17 protein-coding genes and 1 pseudogene are annotated in these 21,318 nt (G+C 68.5%); 8 read left to right on the forward strand and 10 right to left on the reverse strand.

What is annotated here, in order from left to right:
• Window positions 1-40 precede the first annotated feature (40 nt).
• Window positions 41-535: a hypothetical protein gene (locus MKK88_RS17125; RefSeq protein ID WP_244001746.1), complete on the reverse strand. Its 495-nt coding sequence runs from the start codon at window positions 533-535 to the stop codon at window positions 41-43.
• A 346-nt stretch (window positions 536-881) separates the two neighbouring features.
• Here MKK88_RS17125 and MKK88_RS17130 point away from each other — a divergent pair, with 346 nt between their 5' ends.
• Complete coding sequence (locus MKK88_RS17130; RefSeq protein WP_244001748.1) at window positions 882-1,820, forward strand: LysR family transcriptional regulator; 939 nt, start codon at window positions 882-884, stop codon at window positions 1,818-1,820.
• Between the two features lie 159 nt (window positions 1,821-1,979).
• On the opposite strand, the gene MKK88_RS17135 is transcribed toward MKK88_RS17130, so the two are convergent.
• Window positions 1,980-3,470, reverse strand: coding sequence for a DUF2252 domain-containing protein (locus MKK88_RS17135; protein ID WP_244001750.1), 1,491 nt, complete (start codon window positions 3,468-3,470; stop codon window positions 1,980-1,982).
• A 230-nt stretch (window positions 3,471-3,700) separates the two neighbouring features.
• On the opposite strand from MKK88_RS17135, the gene MKK88_RS17140 reads away from it, so the two are divergent.
• From MKK88_RS17140 to MKK88_RS17165, 6 genes are all read left to right on the forward strand, one after another.
• The gene (locus MKK88_RS17140) at window positions 3,701-5,353 is read left to right on the forward strand and encodes an acetolactate synthase large subunit (protein ID WP_244001751.1); all 1,653 of its coding nucleotides are present in this window, start codon (window positions 3,701-3,703) and stop codon (window positions 5,351-5,353) included.
• Between the two features lie 26 nt (window positions 5,354-5,379).
• Window positions 5,380-6,555: an iron-containing alcohol dehydrogenase gene (locus MKK88_RS17145; protein WP_244001754.1), complete on the forward strand. Its 1,176-nt coding sequence runs from the start codon at window positions 5,380-5,382 to the stop codon at window positions 6,553-6,555.
• Window positions 6,556-6,790: 235 nt separating this feature from the next.
• Window positions 6,791-7,621, forward strand: a complete 831-nt coding sequence (locus tag MKK88_RS17150) for a poly(R)-hydroxyalkanoic acid synthase subunit PhaE (protein WP_244001756.1) — start codon at window positions 6,791-6,793, stop codon at window positions 7,619-7,621.
• Complete coding sequence (gene phaC / locus MKK88_RS17155; protein WP_244001758.1) at window positions 7,614-8,744, forward strand: class III poly(R)-hydroxyalkanoic acid synthase subunit PhaC; 1,131 nt, start codon at window positions 7,614-7,616, stop codon at window positions 8,742-8,744. Before MKK88_RS17150 ends, phaC begins: the two co-directional genes overlap by 8 nt.
• 246 nt (window positions 8,745-8,990) lie before the next feature.
• A complete protein-coding gene (locus tag MKK88_RS17160; RefSeq protein ID WP_244001760.1) occupies window positions 8,991-11,003 on the forward strand; it encodes an acyl CoA:acetate/3-ketoacid CoA transferase in 2,013 nt (670 codons plus the stop codon).
• Window positions 10,996-12,468 carry an NAD-dependent succinate-semialdehyde dehydrogenase gene (locus MKK88_RS17165; protein WP_244001762.1) on the forward strand — a complete coding sequence of 491 codons (1,473 nt, stop codon included), beginning with the start codon at window positions 10,996-10,998 and terminating at the stop codon, window positions 12,466-12,468. Before MKK88_RS17160 ends, MKK88_RS17165 begins: the two co-directional genes overlap by 8 nt.
• Before the next feature lie 64 nt (window positions 12,469-12,532).
• Here MKK88_RS17165 and MKK88_RS17170 read toward each other — a convergent pair whose 3' ends face one another.
• The 8 genes and pseudogenes from MKK88_RS17170 to MKK88_RS17205 all read right to left on the reverse strand — a co-directional run.
• Complete coding sequence (locus tag MKK88_RS17170) at window positions 12,533-12,817, reverse strand: hypothetical protein (protein ID WP_244001764.1); 285 nt, start codon at window positions 12,815-12,817, stop codon at window positions 12,533-12,535.
• 58 nt (window positions 12,818-12,875) lie between these two features.
• The gene (locus tag MKK88_RS17175) at window positions 12,876-13,817 is read right to left on the reverse strand and encodes an HlyD family secretion protein (protein ID WP_244001766.1); all 942 of its coding nucleotides are present in this window, start codon (window positions 13,815-13,817) and stop codon (window positions 12,876-12,878) included.
• Entirely contained in the window at window positions 13,814-14,023 is a 210-nt protein-coding gene (locus MKK88_RS17180; RefSeq protein WP_244001768.1) for a DUF1656 domain-containing protein, read from the reverse strand. The genes MKK88_RS17175 and MKK88_RS17180 overlap by 4 nt, the downstream gene beginning before the upstream one ends.
• Window positions 14,020-16,056 (reverse strand): FUSC family protein, encoded by a 2,037-nt coding sequence (locus MKK88_RS17185; RefSeq protein ID WP_244001770.1) that lies wholly within the window; start codon window positions 16,054-16,056, stop codon window positions 14,020-14,022. Before MKK88_RS17185 ends, MKK88_RS17180 begins: the two co-directional genes overlap by 4 nt.
• Window positions 16,053-16,532, reverse strand: coding sequence for a MarR family winged helix-turn-helix transcriptional regulator (locus MKK88_RS17190; protein ID WP_244001771.1), 480 nt, complete (start codon window positions 16,530-16,532; stop codon window positions 16,053-16,055). The genes MKK88_RS17185 and MKK88_RS17190 overlap by 4 nt, the downstream gene beginning before the upstream one ends.
• Window positions 16,533-16,824: 292 nt before the next feature.
• Window positions 16,825-17,538: a response regulator gene (locus MKK88_RS17195; protein ID WP_244001773.1), complete on the reverse strand. Its 714-nt coding sequence runs from the start codon at window positions 17,536-17,538 to the stop codon at window positions 16,825-16,827.
• A 158-nt stretch (window positions 17,539-17,696) separates the two neighbouring features.
• Window positions 17,697-19,466: a PQQ-dependent methanol/ethanol family dehydrogenase gene (locus tag MKK88_RS17200; RefSeq protein ID WP_244001776.1), complete on the reverse strand. Its 1,770-nt coding sequence runs from the start codon at window positions 19,464-19,466 to the stop codon at window positions 17,697-17,699.
• Window positions 19,467-19,866: 400 nt separating this feature from the next.
• A pseudogene (locus MKK88_RS17205) lies at window positions 19,867-20,568 on the reverse strand (substrate-binding periplasmic protein); the annotation flags it as partial.
• On the opposite strand from MKK88_RS17205, the gene MKK88_RS17210 reads away from it, so the two are divergent.
• Window positions 20,485-21,216, forward strand: coding sequence for a PQQ-dependent catabolism-associated beta-propeller protein (locus MKK88_RS17210; RefSeq protein ID WP_409566674.1), 732 nt, complete (start codon window positions 20,485-20,487; stop codon window positions 21,214-21,216). The pseudogene MKK88_RS17205 and the gene MKK88_RS17210 overlap by 84 nt on opposite strands.
• The last annotated feature ends 102 nt before the right edge of the window (window positions 21,217-21,318 follow it).

A 21,318-nucleotide genomic window follows, 5' to 3' on the forward strand; every position in this document is an offset into this window, starting at 1 on the left:
CGACAACCGATGGGACGCTGTCAAACTTGCTTCCGTGTCCTCACGGTTTCGGCAGGGTCGCGTAAGTCCAAAAAGCTTGGATGGCGAACAGCATTTCGGTGTGGAGCTGGTAATATCGCCCTTCTGTGTCCTTCGGAAAAGCTACCTTGCCCTCGGAATTCATCAGGATGGGCTCGTCAAGCGCATGAGCCGTGTCTATATAATAATAAAAACAATCACCATATGGGCGTTTGTAATCCATGATCTCGACGCAGTTTTCATAGATTCGGGTGTTCATGTGACGTATGAGCGTAATGTGGTCTTGTGTGAATGTGACGTCGATCTTCTCGTCCTGAGGGACCGTCTTCGAGGATCGGCCCGACATGTCCAGATTCGCTTCACCATTCTCGACGAGAAAGCGGAGATTGTTGGTTATCGAATAGAGCCCCGGCACTAAGTGGTAGGTGTGGAATAAATCTTCAACACGTGGCAATATTTTTCCGGCTATAGAATGCCACTTATCTTCGCTTGCCTGGTCAATTTCGGGGAAAAACACACTAGCGTCTTATAGATCTCAACGCTTTCGGCTTCCTCGTGCCCCGCGGCTGAAAGATATGCTCCACCCGATTCGGAAGAGTTCCAGTACGGCGACATTGATCGCCGAATCTGAGCCATCACATCGTCATTCTCACCGTTTGGCATTTAGTAATTCTGTAATAGTATTCTAAATGGGAATCCCGAATCTTGAAACAACAGGATGGCCGAGATTCGACGTGAAGGCCACCAAACAGGCGTTGAACTGTTTGGCTCGGTCTGCTCAAGAGCCGTCCGATCGGAGTTCCGCCCTTGGACTACTGAACCTGTAAGACGCGATACGCGCCACAGACCGAGCTGTATCACCCGTGGCCATCGACCATATCGACCTCAGCCGGATCGACCTGAATCTGCTGGTCGCCCTCGACGCGCTCCTCGACGAGCGCAGCGTCACGCGCGCGGCCGCCCGGATCGGGATCGGCCAATCGGCCATGAGTTCGAGCCTCGCCCGGCTGCGCCGCCTGTTCGACGACGAGCTCCTGACCCGCTCACCCGACGGGATGCGCCCGACGCCTCGGGCGCTCAAGCTCGCCGAGCCCCTGCGCGCCACGCTCCGGCAGGTCCAGGCGCTGGTCCATCGGGAGGAACAGTTCGATCCCGCGACCGTCGCGCGCAGCTTCACGATCAGCCTGCCCGACAGCGTCGAGGTGCTGCTCGGTCCCCGCCTCATCGCGCAGCTGCGCCGGGAGGCACCCGGTATCCGGCTGCTGCTGCGCTCCGTCGAGCGGGCGCGGATCCTCGACGAACTCGATGCCGATCGGGTCGACATCGCCATCGGGCTGTTCTCGGAGGGGCAGGTCCATCACAAGCAGCGGCTGCTCTACCGGGACAGCTACGTCGTGCTGTTCAACGCGGCGCTGATCGGCCTGCAGCCGCCGATCGGCCTCGACGATTACCTGCGGTTTCCCCACGTGCTGACCTCCCTGCGGGAGACGGCCCACGGGGTGGTGGACGATGCGCTGGCCCTGATCGGCCGGTCGCGGACGCTCGCCGTCACCACGCCGCGCTTCCTGGTGGTGCCCTTCCTGGTGCGCGCCGCGCCGGTGATCGCCACCATGCATGCGCGGCTCGCCACCTCCTTCGCCAGCGCGCTCTCGCTCAGCGTCAGCCCGGTCCCGGTCGAACTGGAGGATGTGGCGGTGTCGATGCTCTGGCACGCCTCCTACGATCGCGACCCGGCCCATCGCTGGCTGCGGGATCTGCTGGTCCGGCTGGCCCACGAGCCGCCGCCGCCCGGTATCATCTGATCCGAAACCCAGTGCGCGATTGCACTGTGCCTCGTGATGCAACAGCGCTCCCGGCCTCACCGAGGGTGGTGCAGGCCCCCTCTCCCGTACGGGAGAGGGGGCCTTGTCGCGACTGTCAAAGCCGCGGGCGTGTACCGCGCGGCACAGCGCACCTTGGACTTACAGGCACGGATCCTCCGCGGCAGCCAGGCGGCCGCTCGCGATTGCGGCGCGGAACAGCTCGAAATCGGCGGCGTTGCGCTCGGCATAGGCCAGCGCCCAGTCGGCGATCGCGCTGCCGAGATGATCGTTCTTGCCGCTGCCGCAATAGCCGGTGATCGCCGCCGCATCGCCGGTGCGGGCATGCGCACGGGCGAGCAGCGTTCCATAGGCGTACGAGAAGGTCAGGAGCGAGGCGCCCGACATCCGGGCCAGCGGGATCGCGCCCTTAAGGTTCTTCATCTGGCGCACGTAGAACGGGCGGTCCCCGATGCTGGTCCAGCCGAGCAGCGGATCGCCCACAGCCTGGAGGAGGCGCTGGCCGTAAATCACCCGCTCGCCCTCATGGCCCGCGTAAGGATCGGGCATCCCCGGAAGATACGGCGCATGGGCCGGGCGGACCGCTTCCTTGACCTGGAGGAAGAGCGCGTCCGCGTCGGAATTGCCGAACAGCAGCGCGAGATAGGCCCGGGTGCCGACGCTGCCCACGCCGACGACCCGGTGGGCCACGTCGACCACGTGGTAGCGATCGAGCATGAAGCGCCGCTCGCGCGGGAGGGTCTCGGCGTAACGCTCCAGCCCGGTGACGACGGCCTCCCGCGTGGCCTCGTCGACCGGCGTCAGGATCGGCGCATCCGTCTTGAGGCGCCAGCTCCCGTCGGTGCGCCGCTCGGCCACCTGCGACAGCAGGCTTCGGTTATTCCGCCGCCGGGCCTTGTCCACCGCCCGCCGGACCACGGCCCGGGATTCGGTGTCGAGCCGCAGGCCGGAGATGTGGGGCACGTCGACCCGTGTGGTCTTGTACCAGACGTCGAGGGAGCCCTGGGGCGCCAGCCGCTGCATCGTGTGCTGGTAGCCGTAGACCGTCTCCTTCACGGCGTCGCGGCGCTCGCCGGCGGGCACGCCAGCTTCCGCGGTCGCCACCGCGAGGCCTGCGGCGAGGCGCTTCAGATCCCATTCCCACGGGCCGATCGTCACCTCGTCGAAGTCGTTGAGATCGAGGACGATGTCCTGCTGGGGCGTGCCGAACAGCCCGAAATTGTCGGTGTGGGCATCGCCGTTCATCACCACGTCGATGCCGCTGCGCGGCCCGCGCGACAGGTCCCACGCCATGACGTGCGCGGCGCCGCGCAGGAACGCGAAGGGCGAGGACGCCATCCGTGCCACCCGCAGCGGCAGCAGGTGGGGCTGGCGCCCCTCATAGGCGGCTTCGATCAGGGTGATCGGATCGGGTCGGTCCGGATCGGCTGCGAAAACCCCTTGGGCCTCATGGGGAGCCGCGTCCCGGAGCTTCTTTCCGGCGTGGCGGCGCTTGTCCCACGATTCGACGCCCGCGCGCAGGTCGATGCGTGGAAAATCCGCGATCGGCGCCAGCACGGGATCCGTGTCCGGCTGGGCCGACTCGGAGGCTGCGTCCGCCGCCGCATCCCGCTCGATAACCGTCCGTTCCATGAATTCAAAATTCCCCGACGTGACGACAACCTTGACCGTGCTGCCACGTTCCGCGGTGCGGCAAGTCCTGCGGCGATATCGTGCGGGATACCATTGCGCCGCCTCTGTGACTGTTCGGGTGCGGACCGGTCTTGACCACTTCCGGTGGCGGCCCTCTAACCACCCGACGCGCCGCCGGGACGTCCTCTGCCGAGCGACGCAGGTAAGCCGACGCATCAGCGAGACTTCGCATGCCCAAGGGTTCAGATCTCCTCGTCGCAGCCCTCGAGAATGAAGGCGTCGACCGCATCTTCGGGATCCCCGGCGAGGAGAATCTCGACGTCGTCGAATCCCTGCGCAACTCCAAGATCGAGCTGGTGCTGACCCGCCACGAGCAGGCGGCAAGCTTCATGGCGGCCACCCACGGCCGCCTTACCGGCCGCCCCGGCGTCTGCCTCTCGACCCTGGGGCCCGGCGCCCTGAACTTCTCCACGGGCGCCGCCTACGCCCATCTCGGCGCCATGCCGATGATCATCATCACCGGCCAGAAGGGCATCCTGTCCGCGCGGCAGGCGAAGTTCCAGATCGTCGACGTGATCTCGTCGATGAAGCCGATCACCAAGATGGCCCGGCAGATCGTCTCGGCCTCCTCGATCCCCACCATCGTGCGCGACGCCTTCCGGGTCGCCACCGAGGAGCGGCCCGGCCCGGTGCTGCTGGAGCTGCCCGAGGACATCGCCGCCGAGGAAGCCGAGGCGGATCTTGTGCCCTCGCACCCGATCGATATCCCGGTCGCCCACCCGGCCGCGATCGACCGCGCCGCCGCCATGATCCTGGCGGCCAAGCGCCCGCTGGTCATGCTGGGCGCCGCCGCGAGCCGCCCGCGTGCCACCGGCGAGCTCGGCGGCTTCGTGCAGCGCACCGGCATCCCGTTCTTCACGACCCAGATGGGCAAGGGCACCGTCGCGGGCGGGACCGACCTCTACATGGGCACCGCGGCCCTGTCCGAGCGCGACTACGTCCACGAGGCGATCGACAGGGCGGACCTAATCATCGCCATCGGCCACGACACGATCGAGAAGCCGCCCTTCTTCATGGGGCAGGCCGACCAGAAGGTCCTGCACATCAGCTACATGCCGGCCAATGTCGAGCAGGTCTATTACCCCGACGCCGAGGTGGTCGGCGATCTCGGGCCCACGCTGAAGCTGCTGGCCGACAAGCTTGACGGCAAGCTCCCCAATGCCGGCGCGCTGCTGCACCTGCGCGAGCACATCCTCAGCCATATCGGCGACCGGGCCGGCGAGGACCGCTTCCCTGTGACGCCGCAGCGCCTCGTGCGCGACGTGCGCCGGGTGATCCCAGAGGACGGAATCGTCTGCCTTGACAACGGGATGTACAAGATCTGGTTCGCCCGGAACTACCGCACCTACGTCGCCAACACGCTGCTCCTGGACAACGCGCTCGCCACGATGGGCGCCGGCCTGCCCTCGGCCATGATGGCGGCGATGCTCTACCCGAAGCGGCGCGTCATGGCGGTCTGCGGCGACGGCGGTTTCATGATGAACAGCCAGGAGATGGAGACCGCCGTCCGGCTGAAGCTCAATCTCGTCGTGCTGGTGCTCGACGACTCGGCCTACGGGATGATCCGCTGGAAGCAGGCGGTCGACAAGTTCGCCGATTATGGGATGACCTTCAACAACCCGGACTTCGTGCTCTACGCCAAGTCGTACGGGGCCACCGGCCACCGGGTGGAAGCGGTCAACGACCTCGTGCCGACGCTGGACCGCGCCTTCGCGGCGGGCGGGGTCCACCTCGTGGCGGTGCCGATCGACTATTCCGAGAACACCCGCGTGCTGGTCGACGAGCTGCGCGCCAAGGTGAAGGATTTCGAGCCCGCCGAGTGAGTTCGGCATCACGATAGGGTAGTGCGATGAACCCGTTCACCTTCCAGACCACGCCCAACGTGCTGTTCGAGGCCGGTGCCTCCAGGAAGCTGCCGGAGATCGTCGGCAGCTTCGGCGCCAAGCGCGTCCTTCTGGTCACCGACAAGGGCGTACGCAGCGCCGGCCTCACCAAGGCCGCCGAGGCGGCTTTGGCGGAAGCCGGCCTCACCCTCGACGTCTACGAGGACGTGGTCGCCGACCCGCCCTCCACGGTGATCGAGGCGGCGGCCAAGCGTGCCCGGGAGCTCGGCACCGACCTCGTCCTGTCGATCGGCGGCGGCTCGGCGCTCGATACCGCCAAGCTGGTCGCCTACCTCGCCAAGTCCGATGAGCCGCTGGACGCGATCTACGGCGTCGGCCTCGCCAAGGGCGACCGCCTGCCGCTGATCCTCGTGCCGACCACCGCCGGCACCGGCTCCGAGGTGACGCCGATCTCGATCGTGACGACGCCGACCACCGAGAAGAAGGGCGTGGTCGCCCCGAAGCTCCTGCCCGACTGGGCGGTGCTCGACCCGGAGCTGACGCTGGGCCTGCCGTCGCACGTGACGGCGGCGACCGGCATCGACGCCATGGTCCACGCCATCGAGGCCTTCACCAGCAAGAACAAGAAGAACCCGATCTCGGACCAGCTCGCCAAGCAGGCGCTGGCCTTGCTCTCGGCCAACATCCGCACCGCCTGCACGGACGGCAAGAACCTCGAGGCGCGCTCGGGCATGCTGCTCGGCTCGATGCTCGCCGGCATGGCCTTCGCCAACGCGCCGGTGGCGGCGGTCCACGCCCTGGCCTATCCGGTCGGCGCGATCTTCCACGTGCCGCACGGGCTCTCGAACGCGCTCGTTCTGATGGGGGTGATGCGCTTCAACCTCTCGCACGCGGAAGCGCTCTACGCGGAGCTCGCGCCGATCCTCGATCCAGCGGCCGCGGACCTGCCGCAGCCTGAGGCCGCCAAGCGGTTCGTCGACAGCCTCGACGCCATCTGCCGCGACTGCAAGGTCCCGGCCTCGCTCGCGGAGGTCGGCGTCGCCCGGCAGGATCTCGAGCGCATGGCCTCCGACGCGATGAAGCAGACGCGGCTCCTCGTGAACAACCCGCGCGAGGTCACCTACGACGATGCCTTCAAGATCTACGCCGAGGCGCTCGGGGAGGCCCGGCCGGCGGCGTGAGGATCCGGGCAGGCCCACCCTCACCCTCATCCTGAGGTGCGGCGAAGCTGCCTCGAAGGAGGGCTCCAGGGATCGCGGCAACCTCTGGAGGGCTCCTTCGAGGCCTCCGCTTCGCTGCGGCGCCTCAGGATGAGAGGTTTGGGTTGGAGACCCGCGGTCTTGCCGTCGAGTCGGTGAGCTGACGACGGGCTTCGCGGTTGCGCGAAGCCCAATACGGTCGGGAGGTGGCGCCAGCATGGACCAGTTCGACGCGTTCCGGGCGATGGGTGAATTCTGGACGCGGGCGGCCGCCGGCTTCCTGGCCCCCGGTTTCGGGAGGACCACCCCGGCTTTCGGCGCGTCGGATTACCCGAGCGCCGATCTCGCCGGGCTCGCCACCGCGCAGGCCAAGCTGACCGAGGCCTGGACCGCCGCGACCAATCTCTCGCAGGCACTCACCAAGTCGCTCCAGGGCGGCCCCGACGCGCCGGATCCGACCGCCGGCGCAGTGCTCGCCCGGATCTTCGATCCGCAGGCCTGGCTCGGCGGCTCAGCCGAGTTCGACGCCGCGCTGAACCGCATGTCCGAAGGCCCACAGCTCGCCGACCTGTGGCAGACCGAGCGGCGCTACGCGGCCCTGTTCACCGCCTGGACGGCGCTGCGGCGGGCACAGAGCGAGCATCAGGCCGTGATGCTGGACGCCTGGACCCGCGCGGCCGGGACCTTCGCCCAGGAGGCCAATGCCCGGGCCGAAAGCGGCGAGAGCTTCGCCTCCGCCCGCGAAATGATGAGCCGCTGGATCGAGACCGCGAACGCGGTCCTGCTGGAGGTTCAGCGCTCGGACAAGTTTCTCGCCTCGCAACGGACGGTGTTGCGCGCCTCCACCGAGCTGCGCCTCGCCCAGCAGGACGTGGCAGCCTTCCTGGCCGAGTTCTACGGCCAGCCGACCCGGGCCGAGCTTGACGACGTGCACAAGAGCCTGACCGAGCTGCGCCGGGAGGTCCGGGCGCTGCGCCGCGAGCGCCGTCAGGCAGTCCGGGCTTCGAAGGCGAACGGGTCACAGGTCGGGGAGGAAGCCCATGGCTGATCAGGACAGCCCGAAGGGGCCGGCTGCGCCGCTCGCGCTCACCCCCGCCGAGTTGCTGGCGGAGGTCGGTACCCTCGGCCGCCGCATCAGCGAAGGCGCCAAGCTGTTCGCCGACATCAGCGACGCGGATGTCGAGATCGCCACCACGCCCAAGGATCTGGTCTGGAGCCAGGACAAGGTCAGCCTCTACCGCTACCGGCCGCTCGCCGAGAGCAAGGGGCTGCCGCCGGTGCTGATCGTCTACGGTCTGATCGGCCGCTACACGATGGCCGACCTGCAGGAGGACCGCTCCCTCGTCCGCAACCTGCTCAACCTCGGCCTCGATCTCTACGTGGTCGATTGGGGCAATCCGGGCCGGGCCGACCGCTACGTCACCATCGACGATTACGTGGACGGCTACCTTGCGGAGGCCGTCGCCTTCATCCAGGAGGCGGCCGGGCGGGAAAAGATCAGCCTGCTCGGCATCTGCGAGGGCGGCGTCTTCACCACCTGCTACGCGGCGCTCTACCCCGAGACCGTCAACGCGATGGTGCTGACCATCACGCCGATCGACTTCCACGCCGACACCCAGAACGCCCGGGCCGGACACGGCTTCATCAACGTCTGGACGCGCTCGCTGACCCCCGAGGACATCGACCGGCTGATCGAGGCTCAAGGGTCGCTGCCCGGCGCCTTCATGGGCTCGGTGTTCTCGATGATGACGCCGATGCGCACCATGACGAAGTATAACCTCGACCTGCTCGACGCCCTCGACGACAAGAAGAAGTTCCTGAACTTCCTCCGCATGGAGAAGTGGATCGCCGACCGGCCGGACCATCCCGGCGAAGCCGCCAAGCAGTGGCTGAAGAATCTCTATCAGGACAACAAGCTCGTCCAGAGTTCTTTTGAACTGGGCGGCCGGCGGGTGGACCTGAAGCAGATCACCTGCCCGGTGCTGAACGTGTTCGCGCAGGACGACCACATCATCCCGCCGGCCACCTCGCAGGCGCTGAAGGATAAGATCGGGACGAGCGACTACACCGAGATGGGTCTGCCCGGGGGGCATGTCGGCGTGTTCGTCGGCGGCAAGGCGCAGAAGTTGCTGGGATCGGGCATCGCCGATTGGCTGGGCCAGCGGGGGTAGGATGGTCGCCCTACGGTTTTCGATAAGCGCGCCGCCCCTCCCCTCCCCCCTCTGCGGGGGAGGGTGGCCGCCGAAGGGGGTCGGGAGAGGGGAGCGCGGCTTCCGGCAGGAGCGCGACCTTCATGAAGGTCCGCGATCCTTTCTGCGCTGTCGCTCCCCTCTCCCGACCCCTGCTGACGCAGGGGCCACCCTCCCCCGCAGAGGGGGGAGGGAGACGCGCGCGGTCCGGCCGCCGAGGACCACCCCATGGGCAGCCTGAAGAACAAGATCGTCAGCGCCGACGAGGCCGCCGCCATCCTGCAGGACGGCGACATGGTCGCGGTCTCGGGCTTCGTCGGGATCGGCACGCCGGACGAGCTGATCCTGGCCCTCGCCCGCCGTTTTGACGCCGGCAACGGCCCGCACGGGATCGGCCTGATGTTCGCCGCCGCCCCCGGCGACGGCAAGGAGCGCGGCCTCAACCGCCTCGCGCTCCCCGGCCTCGTCAAGCGCGTCGTCGGCGGTCACTGGGCGCTTGTGCCCAAGCTCGGCGCTATGGCGGTCGAGGGCCAGATCGAAGCCTACAACCTGCCGCTGGGCGTCGTTTCGCATCTCTACCGGGAGATCGCCGCCCACACGCCCGGCCACATCACCAAGGTCGGCCTGCGCACCTTCGTCGACCCGCGCCTGGAGGGCGGCAAGCTCAACGCCGTCACCACGGAAGATCTCGTCAGCGTGGTCGAACTCGGCGGCGAATCCTGGCTGCACTACAAGGCGTTTCCGGTGAACGTCGCGCTGATCCGGGGCACCACGGCCGACCCCGCCGGCAACATCACGATGGAGCGCGAGGCGCTGACGCTGGACAACCTCGCCGCCGCCATGGCGGCCAAGAACTCGGGCGGCTTCGTCATCGCGCAGGTCGAGCGGCTGGCCGAGGCCGGCTCGCTGAATCCCCGGGAGGTTCAGGTTCCGGGCATCCTGGTCGATTGCGTGGTGCTCAGCCAGCCCGAGAACCACCGTCAGACCTACGGCACGCCCTACAACCACGCCTTCACGGGCCGCCAACGGGTGCCGCTGGACCGGATTCCGCCGATGGCGCTCGATGCCAGAAAGATCGTGGCGCGGCGCTGCGCCTTCGAGTTGCCGCCCGGCGGCGTGGTCAATCTCGGCATCGGCATGCCGGAAGGCGTGGCTGCCGTCGCGGCCGAGGAGCGGGTGCTGAAGTACCTCACCCTCACCGCCGAGCCCGGGGTGATCGGCGGCCTGCCGCAGGGCGGGCTCGATTTCGGCGCCGCCCTGAACCCGGCCGCGGTGCTGCATCAGAACCAGCAATTCGATTTCTACGACGGCGGCGGCCTCGATCTCGCCTGCCTCGGCCTCGCCCAGTGCGATGCCGAAGGCAACGTCAACGTCAGCCGCTTCGGCAAACGGCTCGCGGGGGCGGGCGGCTTCATCAACATCTCGCAGAACGCGAAGAGCCTCGTCTTCGCCGGCACCTTCACGGCCGATGGGCTGAAGGTCGCGATCGAGGGCGACGGCATCCGGATCCTCAAGGAGGGCCGGTCCCAAAAATTCATCGCGGCGGTCGAGCAGGTGACCTTCTCGGGGGCCTATGCGGCCGATCGCGGCCAGCCGGTGCTCTACGTGACCGAGCGTTGCGTCTTCCGCCGGACCCGCGCCGGCATGGAACTCGCGGAGGTCGCGCCGGGGGTCGATATCGACCGGGACATCCTCGGCCAGATGGGTTTCGCGCCGATCGTGCGCGACCCGAAGCCGATGGATCCACGCCTGTTCCGCGAGACCGTGATGGGGCTGGAGCCGTGGCTCCTCGGCCTCTCCATGGCGGAGCGGATCAGCTACGATCCCGAGCGCAACATCCTGTTCTCGAATCTCGAAGGCTTTCAGGTCCGGACCATCGAGGATGTCGAGCTGGTGCGCCGGGAATACGAGCGCGCCTGCCAGGAGATCGGCCGAAAAGTTCACCTGATCGCCAATTACGACGGGTTCGAGATCGACCCGACGGTGAGCGATGCCTATTTCTCGGCGATCGCTTATCTGGAAAAGCGGTATTATGAGACGGCATCGCGCTACACCACGAGCGCGTTCCTGCGATTGAAACTCGGCGCCTCGCTGGCGAGCCGTGATCTGGCTCCCCACATATTCGAGACAAAAGCCGAGGCCCAGGCGAGGAATACGGCCCAGAGCGTGCCCCTCAAGCCGCGGACTGCGCGATCGGATTCCGATCTGCCGCAGCCGCCGAAGGAACCGTTGGATGCCTGAGACCGAGATTCCCACCCTGAAAGATCGCGCCCTGCTGGTCGAAGCCTGCCTCGTCGGCGGCGCCTGGACCAAGGCCGGCTCCGGCAGCATCGATGTCACCAATCCCGCCACCGGCGCGGTGATCGCCCGCGTGCCGAATGCGGGCGCCGAGGAGACCCGACAGGCGATCCAGGCCGCGCATGCGGCCTATCCGGCCTGGCGCGCCAAGACCGCCAACGAGCGCGCCGTGCTGCTGCGCAAGCTTGCGGCGCTCGTCACCGAGCATCAGGAGGATCTGGCGCAGATCCTCACCGCCGAGCAGGGCAAGTCGCTGACCGAATCCCGCGGCGAGGTCGCCATGTCGGCGGCCTATGTCCTGTGGTTCGCCGAGGAGGCGCGGCGCGTCTACGGCGACGTGATCCCCTCCCCCTGGGGCGATCGCAAGATCCTCGTCACCAAGGAGCCAGTGGGCGTGGTGGCGGCGATCACGCCGTGGAACTTCCCGTCCTCGATGATCGCCCGCAAGATCGCCCCGGCTCTGGCCGCCGGCTGCCCGATCGTGATCAAGCCCGCCTCGCAGACGCCGCTCTCGGGGCTGGCCTGGGGTGTGCTGTGCGAGCGCGCCGGCTTCCCGGCCGGCACGGTGTCGATCCTCACCGGCTCCGCCCGGGCGATCGGCGGTGAGATGACGAGCAATCCGCTGGTCAAGAAAATCACGTTCACCGGCTCCACCGAGGTCGGCAAGGTGCTGCTGGAGCAGGCCTCGCACACGGTGAAGAAGGTCTCGATGGAACTCGGCGGCAACGCGCCGTTCATCGTGTTCGACGATGCCGACATCGACCGGGCGGTGGCGGGCGCGATGCTCGCCAAGTACCGGAATTCCGGCCAGACCTGCATCTGCACCAACCGCTTCCTCGTGCAGGACGGGATCTACGACGCCTTCGCGGAGAAGATGGCGGAAGCCGCCAACCGCCTGAAGGTCGGCAACGGCATCGAGGACGGCGTCGCCCAGGGGCCGCTGATCGACATGGCCGCCGTGGAGAAGACCGAGGCCCATATCCGCGACGCCGTCGAGAAGGGCGGCCGGGTGGTCGCCGGCGGGCACCGCCACGCGCTGGGCGGCCAGTTCTTCGAGCCGACCGTGATCACCGGCGCGACCCCCGATATGGCGGTGGCGCGGGAGGAGACCTTCGGGCCGCTGGCGCCGCTGTTCCGCTTCCGCGACGAGGCGGAGGCGATCCGCATGGCCAACGACACCGAGTACGGGCTCGCCTGCTACTTCTACACCCGCGATCTCGGCCGCACCTTCCGGGTCGCGGAGGCGCTGGAATACGGCATGGTCGGGATCAACGAGGGGATCATCACCACCGAGGTGGCGCCCTTCGGCGGCGTGAAGGAATCCGGTCTCGGCCGCGAGGGCTCGTATCAGGGCATCGAGGATTACCTGAACACGAAGTACCTGTGCGTGGGTGGGCTCGGGGCGTAAAGCCTCCGCACACCCGACGGGCATCCCCCTCCCCCGCAGAGGGGGGAGGGAGAACCACCGCCTTTTACTTCCCGCTCGGCGCAGCGCCGCTGCCGGTGGTGCCGTTGCCCGAGCCGCTGCCGGCCGGCGCGCCGGGGGTGCTGACGGGCGGACCGCCGCTGGTGCCCGGGGCCATGCCGGCGCCGGTCGCGCCGGTGCGCTCCATGGCGCCAGATCCGGTGCCGCCCACGGCCCCCGACTTGTTCACGTTGCCCCGGTCCGCGCCGCCCGTATGCGGGGCCTGGGCCAATGCGGCGCCGGAGGTGGCGAGCACGAAGGTTGTGGCCAGCGCGAGGATCGTCTTCGACATGGAATCTCCTGGATCGACAGAACGTCGTCCCCGGCCAACCCGAGGGCGCTCGGAATGTTCAGCGGGCCAGCGCCTCGCGCCATCCCGCCCACGACCGGCGCAGGGCGTCCCAGCGCAGAGCCTCCCCACCCGCGTCCGGGGCGATCGACACGGTGGCGGTGCGGCCGCTCACGAGGCGCGGATCGGACGCGCCGGAATCGAGGGCGATCCGCACCGGGATGCGCTGGGCGAGGCGCACCCACGAGAAGGTCGGGTTGACGTTGGCCAGCAAGTTCGTCGCGTCGCTGCGGCCGGTCTCGGCGATGCCGCCCGCAATGCTGGCGACCCGCCCTTGGAGTAGGCCGGCCTCGCCCATCAGCTGCACGGTGGCCGGGGCGCCGACCCGGATGCGCGGCAGCTTGGTCTCTTCGAAATAGCCCTCGATCCGGATCGTGTCGCGGTCGATCAGCGCCATCACCCCGTGCCCGGTGGTGACGTAGGCGCCCGGGCGCAGCTCCATGTTGGCGATCCGGCCGTTGACGGAGGCCCGCACCGCCGAGCGCTCCAGATTGAGCCTGGCCAGATCCCGGTCGGCCTTGGCCTGTTCGTAGGCGGCCTGCGCCGCGAGATCCGCCGCCTTGGCGGCCTCGACCTTCTGCTGGGAGACCGCCGCATCGCTGAGCTTCGAGTAGCGGGCGAAATCGGCGGCATTCTGCTCGGCCGTGGCCTTGCGGCCCTCCACCATCGCCTCCGCCTGGCGCAGGCCCAGGCGGAACCGGTCCGGATCGATGCGGAACAGCACGTCGCCCTTCCGGACGACCTGATTGTCCTCCACCAGCACCTCCGTCACGAGGCCGGAGACGTCGGGCGCCACCGCCACCACGTCGGCGCGCACCCGCCCGTCCCGGGTCCAGGGCGCATCCATGTAGTAATCCCAGAGCCCCAGGCCGACGACCGAGGCCACCGCCACCATGCCGAGGGTGACCAGGAGGCGGCCGACGAGGGAAAGAAGGGCGGTCATGGCAGAATCCCATGGGCGAGGGTCACGACGCCGCCCAGCAGGACGACGTAGACGGCGAGATCGAAGAGCGGCCGGTGCCAGACGAGGCGGTAGAAGCCCACCGCCGCGAGCAGGCGGCGGAGCGGCAGGCTCAGCGCGAAGGCGATCACCATCCAGAGGGCGAGCCCCGGGACGAACACCCCGTAGAGGTCGATCTCGCCCATCATGCCGCCATCTCCTGCTCGTCCGGCAGGGGCGCCACCGCCCGATAACCCGGGGCATCGGGGAAGATCCCGCGGCGCAGGCCCGTGAGGCCGATCAGAGCGGCGCGCCGCTCCGGCGTGGACGCGGCGCGGCTGACGGCGTCGAGGGCGTCGTCCAGCGCGGCCAGGAGATCGCGCCCATCGGTCCGGCCGCGCAGTTGGTGCGCCGCCAGAGCCAGGGTTTCGTCGACGGCGATGCGCGCCCGCCCCGTCAGGCGTTTGCGGACCCGGCGCACCTCCACGAGGTTGATGCCGATGCGCACGTCGCCCAGGAGATCGCCGAGCGCCGCCGTCTCCTCCGCGGGCAGCGTCGCGAGGCGCGGCGCGATCAGGCCGACGCGGTCGAGCATCAGGGCGGCGAGTTCAAGTCCGTGCCCGGCGCCGCGCCCCTCCGCGGCCGCCGCGAGGCTGCGGCGGTTGATCCCGACCAGACGGCGGGCGCTCCAGGCCGCTCCGACCGAGCGGACCAGTCGGGTCACCACCGCGCCGATCCACATCCCCACCACCGAGGCGATCACGCCGTTGGCGAAGGGTGCGAACTCGCCGCTGTAGCCGTTCTGGAGCGCCAGCAGCGTCGCGCCGTTGAGCGCCGCGCCCATGCCCATGGCGGTGGTGCGCGGCTGCGTCATCGCCAGCCCGCACAGGATCAGGGCCGGCGCGAGGGCGAGCGCCAGCATCTCGAAGGAGGTGGCGAGCGGCAGGATGGCGAACAGGTAGAGTCCGGCTCCCACGGCGCCGACCAGGGCGGAATTCGCGAAGCTGAGGATCTGCGGGGCCGGATCGTCCTGGGCGGCGAACAGGCAGCAGGCGACCGCCCCCATCATCGGCGCGGCCGATCCGTCCGGCCAGCCGGTGGCGATCCAGATCGCGCAGCAGGTCAGCAGGCTGACGAACACGCCGAAGGCCGAGAAGGCCGCCAGCCCATGATCCCGGTGGCGGATGCGCGTGACCCGTGCCGTGTAGGCAAAGGCGAGCGGCGCCCCCGGCACCGTCCCGGCTTGCAGATGGCCGCGGAGCGCCCGCAGATCCTGGCGCAGATCGATGACGTCGCGCAGGCGCGCCGCGAGGCTCGCCAGCAGGAGCTGGGTCCAGGTCGGATCCCGGTCCAGCGACGGGTCGATCCCGGCGATCCGCTCGCGCAGCCGGGCCGCGCCGTCGGGATCGTCATCCCCGGACAGCCACAGCGCGAGATCCGACAGGAGCGCGCGGATACGGGCCGGCAGGGCGCCGGCCTGTTCCAGGGCCCCCACGCGGTCGGACAAGGCCGCGACAATCGGCAGGACCATCAGCATGTGCTGGCGCAGCGGCGCGAAGGACGCGGCCGACCGCTCCGCGCCGGTCGCCTCGTTGCGCAGGGCGAGGCCGAGGGCGTCGAGGGCCAGCGCGTCCGAGGCCAGACGCAGGCGCCGGCCGGTCTCCTCGGCCCGGGCCATGCCGGTTCGCTGGAGCGCCGCCAGGGTCCAGGATCGGGCCTCGGCCAGCCAGGATTCGAGCCGTGCCACGATGGCCGGCGCCGCCGATTGCGGCAGCACCACCGTCGCGGCGAGGCTTGCGCAGAGGATGCCGAGCCCGATCTCCTCGGCCCGCGCCACGGCGGTGTCGAAGATCGCGCCCGGGTCGTCGACCGCCGGGAATCCGATCAGCGCCGCCGTGTAGCCCGCCAGCATCGGCAGGTAGCTCGCGGGCGTACGATCGAGGAGCGAGACGTAGAGGCAAAGGGCGACCCAGAGCGCCACCGCGAGGCTGAGCATGACCGGTTCGTTGACCAGATTGGGCACCAGCACCACGCTCACGGCGGCGCCGAGCGCCGTCCCAGAAAGGCGGTAGACGGCCTTCGAGCGGGTCGCGCCCGACAGGACCTGGCTGGTGATGTACACGGTACCGAGCGCCCAATAGGGCCGCGGCAGGTCGATCCAGAGCGCGAGGTACAGGGCCAGCATCGCCGCCGCGTAGGTCTTGAGCGCGAAGGCCCAATCGCGCCATCCGGGGAGGGTCACGACACGACCTCCGGTTCGGCGGCCGCGCGGCCGTAGCGCTGGAGGGCCGCGAAGACCCGCAGGCTCGCCTCCAGATCGGCGTCATCGATCTCCGCGAAGACGCAGGCCCGCAGGGTGGAGAGCGCGGCCTCGATCTGCTCGAAAACGCGCCGTCCCTCGGGGGTCAGGCCGAGCACCTTGGCCCGGCGGTCGGACGGATCCTCCCGGCGCACCACCAGCCCTGCTGCCGCAAGCTGATCGAGGAGGCGGACCAAGGACGGCCCCTCGATGCCGACCGCCTCCGCCAGGGCGTTCTGCCGGGGCTCCTCTGCCATGCGGCCGATGATGATCAGCGGATGGGCGGTGGCATCCGACAGGCCGTGCGTCTCCGCGACGCCGTTGGCCGCCCGGCGCCAATGGCGGCCGGTCGTCAGGATGGCGTGGGTGACGGCCTGCTGCAGCCTCTCCCGGGATAACGCATGTTCGGTGTTGGGCACGGACCAGAACCCGTCACGGCGGCGATCCGGCGGGTGCCCGATCCATCAGCTCGCAGGCTGATAGATAGCATCATATCTTTTTGCATGCGTATGGTTTTGGCGGGGTCAGCATTGCGAGTGGCGAATGCGAGGACCCGCCGCACAGCCTTTTCACGGGCGCATGGAGCGCCAGCGGAATGCGACTCGGGAATCAGCGGGAGACGTCGCGAACCGTCCCGTTGGATCAAACGGGGCCGCTTGCGCGGCGCTTTCCGTGCTGGATCCCGGATCACCTTCCACTGCGTTCCAGGCGTCAGGGAAAGGGCGTGCGTCCTGTGCCCCCGGATTGAGCAGCCATTACCAGCCCTTGAGCCGGATGCGCGTTGTGGATCTGGTCGAAGTCGAGCGAGGCCGTATCGATCACGATCTGGGTCCGGCTGATCACCTCGAGCTTGCGCAGGATCTCGGAGACATGCGCCTTCACGGTCGAATCGCCGACCTGAAGCTCGTGGGCGATCTGCTTGTTGAGCTTGCCCTGGCGGATCATCATCAGAACCCGCAATTGCTGCGGCGTCAGCCGGGCGAGGCGCTCGGGCAGCGGTGCCTTCTTGGAACGCGACGCCGGGGCGTTCGCCTCGGCGAGGCCCGGCGGCAGGAACAGCGCGCCGCTCAGCACCTCGGTGATCGCCCGGGTCAGCGTGGTCTTGTCCATGGCCTTCGGGACGAAGCCGGCCGCGCCGTGCTCCAGCGCCTCGCGCACGATGCGCGGATCCTCGTGGCCGGAGACGATCAGGATCGGAATGCGCGGAAAGCTCGCCCGGATCGTGATCAGCCCGTCGAAGCCGGAGGTGCCGCGCATCGACAGGTCGAGGAGCGTGAGGTCGATGTTCCGGTTGGCGGCGAGCACCGCACAGGCCGCCTCGATCCCGTCGGCCTCGTGCAGCTCCGCGTCCGGATGCGCGAGGCGGATCGTGGCCGCGAGCGCGTCCCGGAACAGCGGGTGGTCGTCAACGATCAGGAGATGCACGGACAACGCGGTCCTTGACTGGAGATCCTCACGGAATCCCTCGAAAACTGATCGAAGCGGCCCCGGGGTGCAAGCGGGTGTTGAGAGGACCGCCCGCACACCGAGGCCTGAGCATGCCGGCCCAGGCGGGGCCGGCATGCTTTGGGTGTGGGGCGTCTTCAGCGCGACGCCACCGTCTTGGGCAGCTTGAATGCCCAGAAGCTGCCGCCCTGGTTGATGCCGGCGGTGGACTTGGCCACCTCGCCGCCCCAGAGCGGCACCGCGCCGCCCCAGCCGGCCGCGACGCCGACCCACTGCTCGCCGTCCTGCTCCCAGGTGATCGGCGAGGAGACCACGCCGGTGCCGACCTGGAACTTCCAGACTTCCTCGCCGGTCTTGGCGTCGAAGGCCTTCAGGAAGCCCTCCGGCGTGCCGGTGAAGACGAGGTTGCCCGCGGTGGTGAGCACGCCGGCCCAGAGCGGAGCCTTGTTCTTGTACTCCCACACGGTCTTGCCGGAGGCCGGGTCGATCGCCTTGAGCGAGCCGATATGGTCGTCGAAGACCGGCTTGATCGTGAAGCCGGCACCGAGATAGGCCGCGCCCTTCTTATAGTTCACCGGCTCGTTCCAGATATCCATGCCCCACTCGTTGGAGGGCACGTAGAACAGCTTGGTGTCGGGGCTGTAGCCGATCGGCATCCAGTTTTTGCCGCCGAGGAAGCTCGGCACCGCGAAGACCGACTTGCCCTTCTTGTCGTCGCCGGTGGCCTGGCTCGGGTCGCCCGGGCGGTTCTCCGGGTTGTAGATCGGGCGGCCGTTCTCATCGATGCCCTTGGCCCAGTTGATCTTGTTCACGAACGGCGTCGCCGAGATGAACTTCCCGTTGGTCCGGTCGAGCACGTAGAAGAAGCCGTTGCGGTCGGCGGTGGCGCCGGCCTTGATGGTCTTGCCGCCCTTGTTCAGGTCGAACGGCACGAACTCGTTGACGCCGTCGAAGTCCCAGCCGTCATGCGGGGTGGTCTGGAAGCCCCAGACGATCTCGCCGTTGTCGGGGTTGAGGGCGAGGCGCGACGACGTCCACTTGTTGTCGCCCGGGCGCAGCCAGGAGTTCCACGGGCCCGGGTTGCCGGTGCCGAAATAGACGAGGTTGGTCTCGGGATCGTAGGTGCCGCCGAGCCAGGTGGCGCCGCCGCCGAACTTCCACATGTCGCCGGGCCAGGTCTCGTTGGTCTTGCCCGTCATGGTCGAGGGCTTGCCGTTGAGCTCGCCCATGTGGCCCTCGATGACGGGGCGCTTCCACACGATCTCGCCGGTCTCGGCATCGCGGGCCTCGATGCGCCCGATCACGCCGAACTCGCCGCCCGACACGCCGGTGATGATCTTGCCCTTCACGATGATCGGGGCGGCCGTGTAGCTGTAGCCGGCCTTGAAGTCGTCGATGTCCTTGCGCCAGACCACCTTGCCGGTCTTGACGTTCAGCGCGACGAGCTTGGCATCGAGGGTGCCGAAATAGACGTTGTCCTTGGAGAGGGCGGCGCCGCGGTTCACCACGTCACAGCAGGGCAGGATGCCCTCCGGCAGGCGGGCGTCGTATTCCCACTTCTTCTCGCCGGTGCGGGAATCGATCGCGTACATGCGCGAATACGAGCCGGTCACGTAGAGGATGCCGTCCTTGACCAGCGCCTGGCTCTCCTGGCCGCGCTGCTTCTCGCCGCCGAACGAGAACGACCACGCCGGCACGAGGCTCGTGATGTTGTCGCGGTTGAGGGTCTTCAGCGGGCTGAAGCGCTGGGCCTGCGGCCCGAGCCCGTAGGTGACCACGTCGCCCGGCGTCTTCGCGTCGTTGATGATGTCCTGCTCGGTGACGCCTTGGGCCAGGGCCGGCAGGGCGCCACCCGCCACGAGGGCGGCGACGCCCACCGCGGCGAGGAACCGGGTCCGCATTCTCATGACGTGTCCTCCGTTTAGGGCCCCGGTCCGTATGGCCGGGGCATCCGGGTTTCGGCGCGGACCGCATCAGTCGCGGGGCGCCCCCTTGGGAACCGAGGCTATCCGGCTTCTCAGGAAAGTCTTATTGGCCATTGGTCGAATAATTCAGCCGAGGCCTGATGACTGAAACAGTATTCATAAGGGCATGCGCTGCCATCGACCCGGCTTGGTCCGCCGGTCTGTCCCCGGTGGCACGCTCGAAGCCGCGCGATCCGCGATCGGACACTGTCCGGCGGAAGCGGATCCTCAATCCATCCCCCTCATCCTGAGGTGCCGCAGCGCAGCGCAGCCCTCGAAGGAGCCCTCCTTCGAGGGCTGCTGACGCGGGCACCTCAGGATGAGGCGGTGGTTGGGATGCCCCTCAATATCCCTTCGGCGGCGTGTAGGTGACGCCGTAGGTCTCGCAGATCGCCTTCAGCCGGCCGTCGGTGTTCAACGCCGTCACCGCATCCGCCACCGCGTAGGCGAGGTCGCGCGAGTCGGTCTTCACCGCGCCGCCGATCTCCCAGCGCGTCTTGACCAGCCCGGACGACGGCACCGTGGCGATCGGGTTGTCATCCTTGGGCGCCTTGGCGGCGAACAGGGCGGCCTCGATCGCCGCGCGGGTGCCGGCCAGGATCGGGGCCTCGCCCGCCAGATAGGCCTTCGCGGCCTCCTCGAAGCTCTTGTAGTGCTTGAGATTCTCGCGGAACCGGCCGCCCTGGGCGGTGAGCAGCATCAGGTCGGCGGCGCTCGACCCTTCGAGCGCCACGGTCTTGTCGCCGATATCGTCGAGCTTATCGAACCCTTCAAGGTCGCCCTTTCGGTACGCGAAGGCGATCTCCTGCTCGAAATACGGGGCGGTGAAGAACACCTGATCGTTGCGGAGTGCCAGCTGCCGGTCGGTCGGCACGTGCAGCATCAGGTCGGCGAGCGGCGAGCCGGCAAGGTCCCCCTTCCACAGGTTGAGGCGCAGATCCCCGTCGACGTTCTCGCCGGCATCGACCACGCGCAGGTCGAGCTTGACGTTGAGCTTGTCGGCGATGGCGCGGGCGAGGTCGGCGTCGATGCCCTCGGCCTTGCCGTTCAGACCCGCAAGGTCCTGGCGCAGATCGATGTCGGTATCGAGCCGGAGGGCATGGCGGTGAGCCCCGATGGCCGGCTCGCGGTGACGACCTCCGAGACCACCAATATGGTCCACTGGATCGACACGAAGACCCTTCAGGCGGTCGACGCCACGCCGGTCGGGCAGCGCCCGCGCTTCGCGGCCTTCTCGGCGGACGGCACGAAGCTGTGGGCCTCCTCGGAGATCGGCGGCACGGTCTCGGTGATCGATGTCGCCAGCCGCAAGGTGATCGAGACGATCGACTTCGCCGTGAAGGGGATCGCCTCGGACCGGATCCAACCGGTGGGAATCCAGTTCTCGAAGGACGGGCGTCATGCCTTCGTGGCTCTGGGGCCGTCCGACCGCGTGGCGGTGGTGGATACCGCGACCTTCAAGGTCGAGAGCTACATCCTGGTCGGCCGGCGGGTCTGGCAACTCGCGCTGAACGCGGCGGGCACGCGCCTCTTCACCACCAACGGCGTCTCGGGCGACGTGACGGTGATCGACGCTGAGACGTTCAAGCCGATCCGGACCGTGAAGGTCGGCCGCTTCCCCTGGGGCGCCGCAGCCCGTCCGATGGCGGACGCCAAGGCCACGGACGGCCGCGCCGCCGGCGTGGCGCCGTGAGGTGTTTCGGGACGGGAGCCAAGAAAACCCCCTCCCCCCTCTGCGGGGGGAGGGAAACCGCGCGCCGGGTCCTCAAGGCGACGAGCCAGGGTCGATCCACAG

This window comes from Methylobacterium sp. E-005, assembly GCF_022829725.1.
Lineage (GTDB): Bacteria > Pseudomonadota > Alphaproteobacteria > Rhizobiales > Beijerinckiaceae > Methylobacterium.